This window comes from Bradyrhizobium sp. T-12 (assembly GCF_058314695.1).
Genome location: NZ_JBZFQJ010000002.1, coordinates 105,947 through 118,863 on the forward strand (window position 1 = coordinate 105,947; position 12,917 = coordinate 118,863).

Sequence of the window (12,917 nt, forward strand, 5' to 3'; positions counted from 1 at the left end):
GCACTGGCAGACGCATTCAGCGTCGTTTTACCCAATATTACCCAACTTGCGTTGCGCACCTTCTGGGGCCGAGCGCCCTGCTGCGCTTTACCTACGGCTAATCTGATAAGCGGCCACGACAGAAGAACGCCGCGTGTCCCAATGACGGGATCAACCTTTCAGGAGAGCCGCGTGTCAGTTTCCCTTCCGACTCCCACCCAGCTTCTCGAAGTTGCCAAGCAGTGTGGTCTTTCGTTGACCGACGAAGATGTCGCCTCGTTCCGCGGTTTGATGCGGGGCTCGCTGGACGCATACAATCTCGTTGCCGCGATGCCCGACGAGTTGCCCGTGGTCAAATATCCGCGGACGCCCGGCTATCGGCCATCGCCAGACGAAAACACTCGCAATGCTTGGTACCGCAAAACCAACATCAAAGGCGCCGGCAGCGGAAAACTGAAAGGCAAGACCGTTGCCTTGAAGGACAACATTATGTTGGCCGGAGTGCCTATGATGAATGGCTCGGCCACCCTCGAAGGCTACGTACCCGATTTTGACGCCACCATCGTTACACGCATGCTTGATGCTGGCGCCGAAATTGTGGGCAAGGTTCACTGCGAAGCCTTCTGTCTCTCTGGCGGCAGCCACACCAACGCGACTGGCCCGGTCCACAATCCACACAAGATGGGCTATTCGGCCGGCGGTTCTTCCTCCGGAAGCGGGGTTGTGGTCGCACTACGCGAGGTCGACATTGCGATCGGCGGCGATCAGGGCGGTTCGATCCGAATGCCATCCTCATTCTGCGGCACGTACGGTATGAAGCCGACTTGGGGTCTCGTTCCCTATACAGGAATAATGCCGATTGAGATCTTTATCGACCACACCGGGCCGATTACGGCAACGGTGGCCGACAACGCCCTGCTACTCGAGGTGATCGCCGGCGACGACGGCTACGATTCGCGCATCAAGGCTCCGAAGGTGGATGAATACACCAAGGCCTTGGGTGCGGGCATCAAAGGGATGAAGATTGGTATCCTCAAGGAGGGCTTCGAGCAGCCGTCCGCAGAAGCTGCCGTGAACGAAAGCGTGCGTGAGGCCGCAAAGCGCTTCAAAGATCTCGGCGCGACCGTAGAGATCGTCTCGATTCCGATGCACCTTCTAGGCGCGGCGATCTGGACCCCCATCGGAACTGAGGGGGCTGTCCAGACCATGATGTTCGGTGACGGCTATGGTCTCAGCCGAGGCGATCTTTATCCAACCTCCCTGATGGATTTCCATCGCGGGTGGCGGCAGAAGGCGGACTCATTGTCCGAGACTAACAAGCTGTTTATGTTGTGGGGGACCTATATCAACAACACCTTCGGGTCCAGGTTTTACGGCAAGGCGCTCAACATCTCCCGCCGCCTCGCTACGGCATATGACAAAGCTCTCGAGAGCTATGATCTCCTCCTCATGCCGACGACGCCGATGAAGGCAACCCCGCTGCCGCCATCCAATGCCAGTCGCGAGGACTACTTCACGCGCGCGATTGAGATGTTCACCAACACCGCGCCATTCGACATTACGCATCATCCAGCTATGTCGCTGCCCTGCGGAATGGTCGACGGCCTGCCAGTGGGCCTAATGCTGGTCGGTCGCCACTTCGAGGAATCCACCATCTACCGCGCCGCCCATGCCTTCGAACAGATAGGCGACTGGAAGAAGATGTGAGGCCGAGACGATAGTGCGACTGGATCGCGGCATATGACTAGTGCATTCATGGCGGCATTCGAGATCCTGAGCTTCGGTGCGATTATCGTGTTGATCGTGCTTGGGCTAGGAATCATCGCGAGCATGATGGGCATCTTCAACTTTGCCCAGGGTGAGTTCGTCCTGCTCGGCGCTTATATTACTTATCTCGCCTATAGTCATGGTCTCCCGGTTTGGCTCGGTATGGCGGCGGCACCGATCTTAGTCGGATTGCTGGGTTTCGTACTCGAAGCGCTCATCATCCGCCGCTTCTATGCCGCACCGATCGTTGCAATGCTCGGCACCTATGCGCTCGGTCTTATCATCCGGGAGTCTGTGCGGGGCCTAATTGGCGGGTTTTATCTGACGGTTCCGGAGCCTATCGGTGGATCCATAGATATCGCCACGATACACATCTCAGCTTGGCGCTTTACGATTCTCGTGATCACGGCTTTGGTGATGGGGGGCTGCTTTCTGCTCCTGTCCCGCACAAGCTTCGGCTTGCGCGTTCGGGCGACCCTGGAAAATCCGGCGCTAGCGCGCGCCTCCGGGGTTTCGACGAATTTCATCTATGGCACCACCTTTGCCTTCGGCGCAGCTTTGGCCGGGCTCGCCGGGGCGCTTATCGTGCCGGTGTTCGATCTGTTTGCAGATCTCGGAATTCGCTTTCTGATCCAGGGATTTGTCGCCGTCATGCTTGGCGGTGTCGGCTCCTTTATGGGCCCAGTGGCAGGAGCCGGTATCATCGGCGCTCTCAGCGCGGCGCTGCCCTGGGTTATCCCTCCGGTCCTCGCCGATGTGCTCGTCTTCTTGCTTGCCATTGTTTTCATCAAGTGTCGGCCGCAAGGCCTCATCGCGCAAGGGGGAGTGTAGTCATATGGCTGTTGATCGACTCAATTTCACACGCCGTCGTTTCCTTTCGAACTTTGCCTTCACGGCCGGTGCAATCGCCACAGGAGCGAGTAGCTGGGTGATCCGTCCCGACTGGGCCAATGCGGCCGAAGGTCCCATCAAGGTCGGCATCGCGATCGATCTGACCGGCCCGATCGGCTTTGCCGGAAAGGCGGATGCCAACGTCGCCAAAATGGTCATCAAGGAGATCAACAATTCAGGTGGTCTTTTGGGCCGGCCGATCGAGCTGTACATCGAAGACACCGCCTCCAATGAATCGGTCGCTGTAGGCAACGTGCGCAAGCTGATCCAGCGGGACAAGGTGGACATGGTCCTAGGCGGCCTCGCGAGCTCAATGCGCAATGCGATCAAGGATGTGATCGTTTCTCGGGGCAAGACGCTCTATATCTATCCGCAATTTTATGAAGGGGGGGAATGCACGCCATACCTGTTCTGCAGCGGCGCCACACCGGCGCAGCAATGCGACACATTTATCCCGTGGCTGATCAAGAACGGCGGCAAGAGATTTGCCCTTCCAGGTTCCAACTACATTTGGCCGCGTAACCTGAATGCATATGCTCGCAAGTTAATCGAAGCCAATGGCGGCGAGGTCGTGTTCGAGGAGTATTATCCTTTAGACCAAGTGGATTTCTCCGCCACTGTCCACGCGATCATGTCCAACAAGGCCGACACCGTCTTTAACACCGTTATTCCACCCGGCGTCGGTCCTTTGTTCAAACAGCTCTATGAAGCGGGCTATCTGAAGAACGGCGGACGGCTTGCTGCCGTCAACGAGGACGAGAATTATCTCAGCCTCCATCCGGTCAATGAGATGGAAGGGCTTGCGAGTTGTCTCGATTATTACAAAGCCGTCGCCAAAGATGACCCGGTCTCCGCCAGAATTCAGGCTGCCTATGATAAGGACTATCCAGGCGATTCTCTATTTGCCGCGAGCAGTGCCGCTCCCAGTACATATCGCGGGCTGAAACTTTGGGAAGCTGCCGTCAAAGAGGCCGGAAAGGTCGATCGCGAGTCGGTTGCTGCGACGCTCGATCACGCAAAGATCGCGGAGGGTCCGGGCGGCCCCGCCGAGATGGTGCCGGGCAAGCGGCACTGTAAGATGAACATGTACACGGCCGTGTGCAAGAGCGGGGTTTTTCAAGTCGTGCAACGCAGCAATGGGCTTGTCGATCCCGGGCAATGTTGACGAATCACTGTGAAAGCGACAAGCGCGGTAGAGAGGCCATCGGTGCCCACGCTAGAAGTGAATTGTGCGACGGCTGACATGGCTGAAATCGCCTTTGCAGGACAGGTCAGTCGTGCACGACGTGTCCTGCTCATCATCGAAGGACTAGTGCTGATTGGAGCACTAGTCCTTCCGGTGATGCTTCACGACTATCTTACGGTGTTTGCCACTCGCGTTGTGATCCTGGCGCTCTTCGCTCTCTCGTTCGATCTGGTCTGGGGCTATGCCGGAATCATGAGCTTTGGGCAGGCCCTCTTCTTCGGCTCCGCAGGCTACGGCGTTGCGCTGCTTGCGCGCGACCTCGATATCACCTCAATCCTTTTGGTACTGCCGGCGGGCACGCTGATTGGCCTCGTATTCGCGCTGCTACTTGGTGGGTTCCTCCTACTCGGACGGCATCCGGCCAGCATGATCTTCGTTTCGCTCGGTACGCTCACCGGTGCCTATGCGGCGGATCGCCTCGCGCGTGGCTGGTACTATCTCGGCGGCCAGAACGGCATTCCCTCGATTCCGCCGATGACGCTCGGCTCCTACGAATTATCGGAAGGGTCGAACTTTTACTATCTGGCACTAGGGCTTCTTGTCATCGTCTACGTTGCATGCCGTTTCCTGGTGCGCTCGCAGTTCGGTCTTGCACTCGCAGGCCTCCGCGAGAACGAGCAACGCATTGCCTTTTTCGGCTACCGGACACAGCATCTAAAAGCCATAGTGTTCGCGATCGGTGGCGCCATCGCAGGCCTGAGCGGCAGCCTCTATGCCTTCCACGAGGGTTTTGTGTGGCCCAATATGATTGGCGTTGTCGTCTCCACGCAAGTCGTGCTCTACGTTCTGTTCGGCGGTTCCGGCACGCTGATCGGTGCGGTGATCGGTACGGCGATTGTCGAAGGTCTCTCCTTCTGGCTGTCGGACAATTACCGCGATATCTGGCCGATCATCCTGGGCGTGCTCCTGCTCCTGGTAATCCTTTTTCGGCCGCTTGGGCTTATCAGCCTGGTGTTGACGGAGCGCGAGCGGGTAGGCAGTTTCGCCGCCAAAGCGCAAGACAAGAAGAGGGCGCAGCATCATGCCGCTTCTTGAAGCTGCAGGCATTCGAAAGATCTTCGGCAAGCTCACGGCAGTCGACGGTGCGGCGCTCACCGTCCGCGAGAACGAGTTCCACGGGTTGATCGGGCCGAACGGCTCGGGGAAAAGCACGCTGATGAAGTGCATCGCGGGGGCGGAGGTACCGACGCAAGGCAAAGTCCGATTCATCAACACTGATATTACCACATTCACCCCCACCGAGCGCGCGCGCGCTGGCATGAGCCTGAAGTTCCAAATCACATCGGTTCTGCCATCCCTCACCCTCTACGACAACATCCTCCTTGCCCTGCAGGGGCACTGCTCTCTTTTTGATCTTGTGTTCTCGCGCAGCCGCAGACAGCTGCACGACCAGGTCATGATGATGCTCACCCAGTTTCGTCTTGCCGATCGTGCGTTCGATGCAGCAGCAGCGCTATCCCATGGCCAGCAGCAATGGCTGGAGATTGCGATGGCGCTCGCGGGAAAACCCCGGCTCCTGCTGCTGGACGAGCCTACCGGAGGCATGAGCCTGGAGGAGCGTCGCGTCACTGGCGAACTGTTGCGACCAATAAAGGAGCACTGCTCCCTCGTTATCGTCGAGCACGATCTCGATTTCATCCGCGACATTTGCGACCGCCTCACCGTCCTCGACCAGGGCCGTGTGCTGGCGACAGGAAGCGTCGCTGAGATCCAGGCTGACAAAAGTGTCCAGGAGATCTATTTGCGCCGTGCTTGAACAACGCTTTCTCGACATAAGACATCTCGACGCCGGTTATGGTCGCAGCCAGGTGCTGTTTGACCTGAGCCTCGACATTCCGTGGCGTGGTGGTACCGCCGTGCTTGGGCGCAACGGTGCAGGCAAGACCACGCTTATGAAAGCTATCGTTGGCGAGCTACCAAGCTGGAGAGGCGAGGTAGTCTTCGATGGCCACGATTTCAATCGGCTCCAGACCGAGCAACGCGTGCGCGCCGGCATCGGCTATGTGCCGCAAGAGCACTCAGTGTTCTCACGCCTTTCAGTGCGGGATAATCTTGCAATGGGCTCCCTCTTCAACACCGACGCTTCGGCGATCGATCGGGTCCTGGCGATCTTTCCCAAGCTCGGCCACCGCCTGGACCAGGCGGCTGGTACGCTTTCTGGTGGCGAGCGTAAGATGTTAGCGATCGGGCGCGCCCTCCTGGGGAACCCAAAGCTGCTGCTGCTGGATGAGCCGACCGAGGGCGTCTGGATCGGCGTCATCGAAGAGATTACCGAACGTCTCATTGAACTCGCCAAGGAAATCGCGGTCATCATCGTCGAACAGCACCTCGATCTCGCGTTGCGCGTGGCGAGCAAGGCCTATGTCCTTGATCGCGGCCGTATCGCACTACAAGGCGCTGCAGCCGATATCCGCACGAATCCGGAACTTCTGCGCTACCTCGCGCCTTAAGTGGCGCGTTCCAGATTGCTTTGACGGCCGACGCTAATCGTAGACCGGTTCGGCTGACTTCTCCCTAGATTTGAGCGGCTGTTTGGAAAACTCCAGCAGCGGAGTTTGCTGACTTGACCTCAGCAACTTGACGCGCCCGCTACGGGCTCACAGGCGCGCTGGGCCCCATTCTGCGTTCGAAGCGAGCCGACATTCTCGTCCACTTGAAAGTACGCCTCCGACGAGGACCGTCTTGCGTGACGGGTGGTAATTCGCGAAGCGTGTGACCTTAAGTCTAGCTTTAAGGTCATCAGGCGATGCGGGTCGAAGTTTTGGGCGGGCTTGAGCGGCGGCGGCGTTGGTCGCAGGACGACAAGGCACGGATTGTCGAGGAGACGCTAGTACCGGGCGCGAAGGTAACTGAAGTCGCGCGGCGCAACGGAGTAGCGGCCAGCCTGGTGTTTACCTGGCGTCGACAAGCACGGACATCGGAACAAGTTGCACCATCTTTTACGCCGGTGCAGATCGCCGCCGTAGCGGCCTCGGCTGAAGAAACTGCGAAGCTTTTGCCTACGGTTGATGGCCGAGTTCGCTCGGCGGCAGCCGCACGTACTGGATTGATAGAGATCGATCTCGGCAACCGACGGTGCATCCGGGTGGATGCGCACGTCGATCCGGAGGCGCTGGCGCGGGTCCTCGATGTGCTTGGACGCCGATGATTGCTGTACCAGGGAATGTGCGAGTGTGGCTGGCGACAGGCTACACGGATATGCGCAGAGGCTTCCTGTCGCTGGCCCTCCAAGTTCAGGAGGTGCTGCGCAAAGAACCGCTCAGCGGTCATTTGTTCGTCTTCCGCGGTCGCCGCAGCGATCTTGTGAAGGTGATCTGGCACGGTGTGCTGCAGAGCATGAAGGAGGTGAATAACCGAATTTGATGCGTACAGCTTTATGAGAGATGGAGGACGGCCCTCCTGCATCGGCGTTCCAGGCGCAGGTGCAAAACCACGACACTGTGGCTTCGTTTAAAAGGCGCGGTCATCAGCAAGTGTTGCAAAAGTCCCGGGTTTACGGGGCAGGTAAGTATCCAGAAGGCGAGCGAAAGCAAATCTTCCGATGACGCGTCGAAAATTACTAAGGCGTCGCCAAAATCAGGGGCGCGTGCCATCCCTGAGATCAATCCGTGAGACGCCTGGATTACTGCGCGGATGGCGACCGGCGTTTAGGGGACGCGATCTGGATACAGGCTCTTGTAGAGAACTGCAGGAACCAGTCGTTGTGATGCCAAGGGAGAAGTTCAAGCGGCACACACCGCGAGACGAGAGTACCGAAGCACAACACTGGGGCGGATCGGCTCGTAGTAGTGATGAAGGTGCTGTAATGGAACTGGAGCGAAGGGGCCGAAACAAGTGGGTTGCGCCCATATGCAACTGTGATGAGCAGGAGGACATGTGAGTGTAACCGGACGTAAGCAGTACGATATCGACAAGCAGACAGTGATGAAGGCCTACAAACTGGTCAAAGCCAATGCGGGCGCGGCCGGCGTGGATAAGGTATCGCTCGAAGCTTTTGAGAAGGACTTCAAGGGCAACCTTTACAAGGTCTGGAATCGAATGTCTTCTGGCAGCTACTTTCCACCTGCCGTTCGGGCTGTCCCCATTCCCAAGAAGAACGGCGGACAACGCATTCTAGGCGTGCCGACAGTAGCAGATCGCGTGGCGCAGACGGTCGTCAAGCTTCAGATTGAACAAGTACTCGAGAAAATCTTCCTTCCCGATTCCTACGGCTACCGGCCCGGAAAAGCCGCGCTGGACGCCGTCGGCATCACCCGGCAACGGTGCTGGAAGATGGACTGGGTGCTGGAGTTCGACATCAAAGGCCTGTTCGACAATATCAGCCACCAGTTGCTTATGAAAGCCGTCAGGAAGCATGTGCAAGACGAATGGGCTCTGCTCTACATCGAACGCTGGCTAACAGCGCCGATGCAAGGCAAAGACGGAGCGATCACCGCTCGCGACCGGGGTACACCCCAAGGCGGCGTGATCAGTCCCGTCCTTGCCAATTTGTTCTTGCATTATGCGTTCGATATATGGATGGCGCGAAACTTCCCGCAGTCACCGTGGTGTCGATACGCGGACGACGGGCTCGTACATTGCCGAACCAAGGCTGAAGCGGAAGCCATCAAGGCGGCGCTGCAGGCGAGGTTCAGGGAATGCGAACTCGAAATGCATCCCGACAAGACCAAGATCGTCTACTGCAAAGATAGCAATCGCCCGGGTAGCCATGCCAGTCAGTCATTTGACTTTCTGGGATTTACCTTTCGACCGCGCAGGGCAAGAAACCATCAGAAGAAAGAAAACTTCTGTACGTTCTCGCCAGCGGTCAGCAGGGCGGCAATGAAGTCTATGCGGATGACGATCCGGCAGCTCCGGCTCAGGCTTCGCTCGCAGACGGAAATCGACGCAATCGCCTTGGAACTGAACCCCGTCCTTCGTGGATGGATGCAGTACTACGGCAGATATGGGCGGTCAGAAATGCATAACCTGTATCGATACGTCGACGAATCTCTAAACCGCTGGGCGCGACGCAAATACAAAGGGCTGAAGAATGGAAAAGTCAGGGCCTCCACCAGGCTCAGGCTGATCCGCTGCCGTAGGCCGAAGCTGTTCGCTCATTGGACGATGTTAGGTTCTGCTTCGTTACTTGTTGAGAGCCGTATGACGTGAGAGCGTCACGTACGGTTCGGAGAGCGGCTCCGGGTGCAACTCCCGGGGCCGACTCACCATGGCCAGGGAGCATGCCTGTTCACTAAGAGACTTGAGAGAGGAAGGTTCGTCTGGCCATCGGTTGCGGGCGAAGCGGTGACGATCTCATCGGCTCAGATGAGCTACCTGTTGTCCGGAATCGATTGGCGCAACCCTCAAGAAACTCATCGTCCGACGCGTGTCGGATAGCCGTTTTTGGTTTGAATCTGCGGCTTGATCTGATTCAATGGCTTCATGACATCGAAGCCGGACGATCTTCCGTCGGATCTCGCGAGCGCCTACCTTGCGCTGCTGGCCGAGCGCGAGGCGTTGCAGGCTGAACGCGATGTGGCAGTCGCGGATGCCGCCAACGCGCGGGCGGAGCTGTCGGACAGCGAGGTGCTGATCGCTCATCTTGAGCTACGGATCGAGAAGCTCAAACGCGAACTGCACGGGCTGCGCTCCGAGCGCACGGCGCGGCTACTCGAGCAGTTGGAATTGGAGCTCGAAGAACTCGCCACCACGGCGACCGAGAATGAGCTGGCTGCGCAGGCTGCCGCCGCAAAAACCCAGAGCGTAAGCGCCTTCACGCGTAAGCGGCCGGTGCGCAAGCCGTGGCCGGACGACATCGAACGTGAGCGCGTCGTTATCGAGGCTCCAACGACCTGCGCCTGCTGCGGTGGATCGCGCCTTGCGAAGCTAGGCGAGGATGTGACCAAGACGCTGGAGGAGATTCCGCGTCGCTTTAAGGTCATCGAGACGGTACGCGAGAAGTTCACCTGCCGTGATTGCGAGAAGATAAGCCAGCCGCCGGCACCGTTCCATGCCACGCCGCGCGGCTTCATCGGTCCGCAATTGCTGGCGACAATGCTGTTCGACAAGTTCGGCATGCATATCCCGCTCAATCGCCAGAGCGTGCGCTTCAAGGCTGAGCGGATCGACCTGCCGCTGTCGACGCTGGCCGACCAGGTCGGCCACGGAACCTTCGCCGTCATGCCGTTGTTCCAGCTGATTGAGCGCCATGTCCTCGCCGCCGAGCGGCTGCACGGCGATGACAGTGTTCTGCAGAAGCACACAGAAAGGATGATCAAAATGATCTGAAAATCTGTGCGCGCAAGCTGTGGCAGCGATGAGGGTAGGCCCCTCGGGATCGACTTTCAGGAGTAGGTCTCAAATCACTTCAAGCGGCTTCGCTTAAGAGGCGCGGTCGTGAGCGTTGAAGCTAACGGTCGGGGGAGACCCGAACGGATACGCGTCCGAGAGACGAATGAAAATGAACCCGCCGATGAACCGTCGTAACGTGGAAATCGTCGTCAAAACCAGAGGTGTGTCGTCCCTCTGGGATGAGCCCGCCGGGAGCCTGATGACCGGGCGGGCGGCGACCGGCGTTGAGGGGGCGTGAATCGGATGCAGGCGCTGCCGCGGAACTGCAGGAACCAGTCGCTCCGATGGAAAGGGAGAAGCACAAGCGGAGAAGACCGCGAGGCGAGATTACCGACGCGGAGCACTGGGACGGACCGATCCGTATTAGCGACGAAGGCTCGTAATGGGGCCGGAGCGAAGGGATCGGATCAGGTGGGCTGGCCATCGTCGCAACTGGCAACAGGAGGACGTCGATGAACCAGCCGAGCAAGCCGTTCAACATCGACAAGAGAGAGGTGTACGAAGCATATCTGCAGGTGCGATCCAATGGTGGCGCAGCCGGTGTCGACGGAGTGACGATTGAGCAGTTCGAGTCCGACTTGAAGGGAAATCTCTACAAGATTTGGAATCGAATGAGTTCAGGCGCTTACTTCCCGCCGCCTGTTCGGGCTGTCTCCATTCCAAAGAAGAGTGGAGGCCAGAGGATCCTCGGGGTGCCCACCGTGGCGGACCGCGTGGCACAGACAGTTGTTAAACAACTGATTGAGCCGGCTCTTGACGCAATCTTTCTGGCGGATTCCTATGGCTACAGACCCGGAAAATCGGCTCTCGATGCCGTAGGCGTCACGCGACAGCGGTGCTGGAAGTATGATTGGTTTCTAGAGTTCGACATCAAAGGATTGTTCGACAATATCGACCACGAGTTGTTGCTACGGGCCGTCCGGAAACATGTGACGTGCGCATGGGCGCTGCTCTACATCGAACGATGGCTGACAGCGCCGATGGTGCAAGAGGATGGAACGATAATCGAGCGAAGCCGCGGCACCCCACAAGGGGGCGTGGTGAGCCCGATCCTCGCCAACCTCTTCATGCACTATGCATTTGATCTCTGGATGGCGCGGACGTTCCCCGATCTCAGGTGGTGTCGGTATGCGGATGACGGGTTGGTACATTATCGGAATGAGATGGAGGCGCAAAGCGTTCGCGAAGCGCTCCAGGCTCGGCTGGCGGAGTGCCATCTGGAATTGCATCCTACGAAGACGAGGATCGTCTACTGCAAGGATGATCGACGCCGAGGTAAAAGCGAGACGGTCATGTTTGACTTTCTCGGTTATTGCTTCCGGCCACGATCGGTCCTGGGGCCGCATTCGCAGAAGATGTTCTGTGGGTTCACCCCGGCGGTCAGCAAACCAGCGCTGAACGCCATGCGGGCGAAGGTCCGAGGCTTGAAACTTCGCAGGCGAGCCGAGGTGACGCTGGACGATATTGCTCGCGAGCTAAACCCGATGGTTAGGGGGTGGATCGCTTATTATGGGCAATACACCCGCTCAGCGCTTTATCCGCTGGCGCGCTACATCAACCAGACGTTAGGTATTTGGTTGAAGCGAAAGTACAAGCGCTTCCATCACCGTTTAGGACGCGCGCGTCTCTTCCTGGAGAAGATCGCGCGTGAGAACCGCAGGCTCTTTGTGCATTGGCAACTCGGCGATGGCGGCAAGATTGCCTGATGGGAGCCGGGTGAGGCGAGAGTCTCACGCCCGGTTCTGCGAGAGGCTGGAGGTGAAATCCCTCCGGCCTACTCACCCCACCATCCGGATCCTGGCGAAGGGCAAATGCACGACCGGCCGGATCTGGACGTATGTGCGGGATGACCGGCCGTTCGCCGGGCCTGCGCCGCCGGCGGCGGTCTATTATGCCTCGGGCAACCGACGGGGCGAACATCCTCAGAGGCATCTGGCCGCCTTCGCCGGCATTCTGCAGGCGGATTGCTATGGCGGCTTCGAGCCGTTGTTCGATCCAAAAAGGAAAGCAATGCCGATCACGCCGGCATTTTGCCTGGCCCATGCGCGGCGGGGATTCTTCGAGCTGGCTGACATCGAGAAAGCCGCCCGGGAAGGCAAGGGCAAACCGGTCTCCCCGATCGCGCTGGAGGCGGTCAGGCGTCTTGACGCCCTGTTCGAGATCGAGCGCGCCATCAACGGCCGTGGTGCCGACGAGCGGCGTGCTGTGCGCCAGGAGCGGAGCAAGCCGCTGCTCGACGACATGCACGCCTGGCTGCTCCGCGAGCGAGAAAGCCTCTCCCGCTCCGCCGAGGTCCTGAAGCCCATGAACTACATGCTCAAGCGCTGGGACGACTTCGTCCGCTTCCTCGACGATGGCAGGATCTGCTTGACCAACAATTGCGCTGAGCGTGCATTGAGAGGCATTGCCTTGGGAAGGCGCAACTGGACCTTCGCTGGCAGCCAACGTGGCGCCGACCGTGCCGCTATCATGCTGACGATGATCACGACCTGTCGCCTCAACGACGTCGATCCCAAGGCTTGGCTCGCCGACGTCCTCGCCCGGATCGCCGATCTTCCCACCTCGCGTCTGCGCGAACTGCTGCCCTGGGAATGGAAGCTCCTGCACCAAGCCGGCAAGTCCGCCGATCAGCAAGCCGCCTGACCTTCACGCAACGCCATCGTAGAACTCGCCGTGCTCGCGCGCATGCGTCAATCAGGCG

At 58.8% G+C, this 12,917-nt stretch carries 10 protein-coding genes and 3 pseudogenes; all 13 read left to right on the plus strand.

Features of this window, described 5'->3' with window-relative positions; genetic code table 11:
• Nucleotides 1–171: 171 nt before the first annotated feature.
• Entirely contained in the window at nt 172–1,686 is a 1,515-nt protein-coding gene (locus AC0WRY_RS34745) for an amidase (RefSeq protein ID WP_128929747.1), read from the plus strand.
• 33 nt (nt 1,687–1,719) lie between these two features.
• On the plus strand, nt 1,720–2,577 hold the full coding sequence (locus AC0WRY_RS34750) for a branched-chain amino acid ABC transporter permease (protein ID WP_128929746.1): 858 nt from the start codon (nt 1,720–1,722) through the stop codon (nt 2,575–2,577).
• A 4-nt stretch (nt 2,578–2,581) separates the two neighbouring features.
• The gene (locus tag AC0WRY_RS34755) at nt 2,582–3,802 is read left to right on the plus strand and encodes a substrate-binding protein (protein ID WP_128929745.1); all 1,221 of its coding nucleotides are present in this window, start codon (nt 2,582–2,584) and stop codon (nt 3,800–3,802) included.
• Between the two features lie 78 nt (nt 3,803–3,880).
• Complete coding sequence (locus tag AC0WRY_RS34760) at nt 3,881–4,918, plus strand: branched-chain amino acid ABC transporter permease (RefSeq protein WP_128929744.1); 1,038 nt, start codon at nt 3,881–3,883, stop codon at nt 4,916–4,918.
• A complete protein-coding gene (locus AC0WRY_RS34765) occupies nt 4,905–5,639 on the plus strand; it encodes an ABC transporter ATP-binding protein (RefSeq protein WP_128929743.1) in 735 nt (244 codons plus the stop codon). The genes AC0WRY_RS34760 and AC0WRY_RS34765 overlap by 14 nt, the downstream gene beginning before the upstream one ends.
• Nucleotides 5,632–6,333, plus strand: coding sequence for a branched-chain amino acid ABC transporter ATP-binding protein (locus AC0WRY_RS34770; protein WP_128929742.1), 702 nt, complete (start codon nt 5,632–5,634; stop codon nt 6,331–6,333). The genes AC0WRY_RS34765 and AC0WRY_RS34770 overlap by 8 nt, the downstream gene beginning before the upstream one ends.
• 296 nt (nt 6,334–6,629) lie before the next feature.
• Nucleotides 6,630–7,031, plus strand: coding sequence for an IS66-like element accessory protein TnpA (tnpA, locus tag AC0WRY_RS34775; protein ID WP_128929741.1), 402 nt, complete (start codon nt 6,630–6,632; stop codon nt 7,029–7,031).
• Nucleotides 7,028–7,201: pseudogene (tnpB, locus tag AC0WRY_RS34780) on the plus strand (IS66 family insertion sequence element accessory protein TnpB); the annotation flags it as partial. The gene tnpA and the pseudogene tnpB (AC0WRY_RS34780), both read left to right, overlap by 4 nt.
• Nucleotides 7,202–7,807: 606 nt before the next feature.
• On the plus strand, nt 7,808–9,034 hold the full coding sequence (gene ltrA / locus AC0WRY_RS34785; RefSeq protein WP_128929739.1) for a group II intron reverse transcriptase/maturase: 1,227 nt from the start codon (nt 7,808–7,810) through the stop codon (nt 9,032–9,034).
• Nucleotides 9,035–9,067: 33 nt separating this feature from the next.
• Nucleotides 9,068–9,262: an IS66 family insertion sequence element accessory protein TnpB gene (tnpB, locus tag AC0WRY_RS34790; protein WP_128929738.1), complete on the plus strand. Its 195-nt coding sequence runs from the start codon at nt 9,068–9,070 to the stop codon at nt 9,260–9,262.
• Nucleotides 9,263–9,307: 45 nt separating this feature from the next.
• Nucleotides 9,308–10,117 (plus strand): annotated as a pseudogene (locus AC0WRY_RS34795) (IS66 family transposase); the annotation flags it as partial.
• 551 nt (nt 10,118–10,668) lie between these two features.
• Complete coding sequence (ltrA, locus tag AC0WRY_RS34800) at nt 10,669–11,922, plus strand: group II intron reverse transcriptase/maturase (RefSeq protein ID WP_128955096.1); 1,254 nt, start codon at nt 10,669–10,671, stop codon at nt 11,920–11,922.
• A gap of 79 nt (nt 11,923–12,001) precedes the next feature.
• A pseudogene (gene tnpC, locus AC0WRY_RS34805) lies at nt 12,002–12,859 on the plus strand (IS66 family transposase); the annotation flags it as partial.
• Nucleotides 12,860–12,917: the final 58 nt, after the last annotated feature.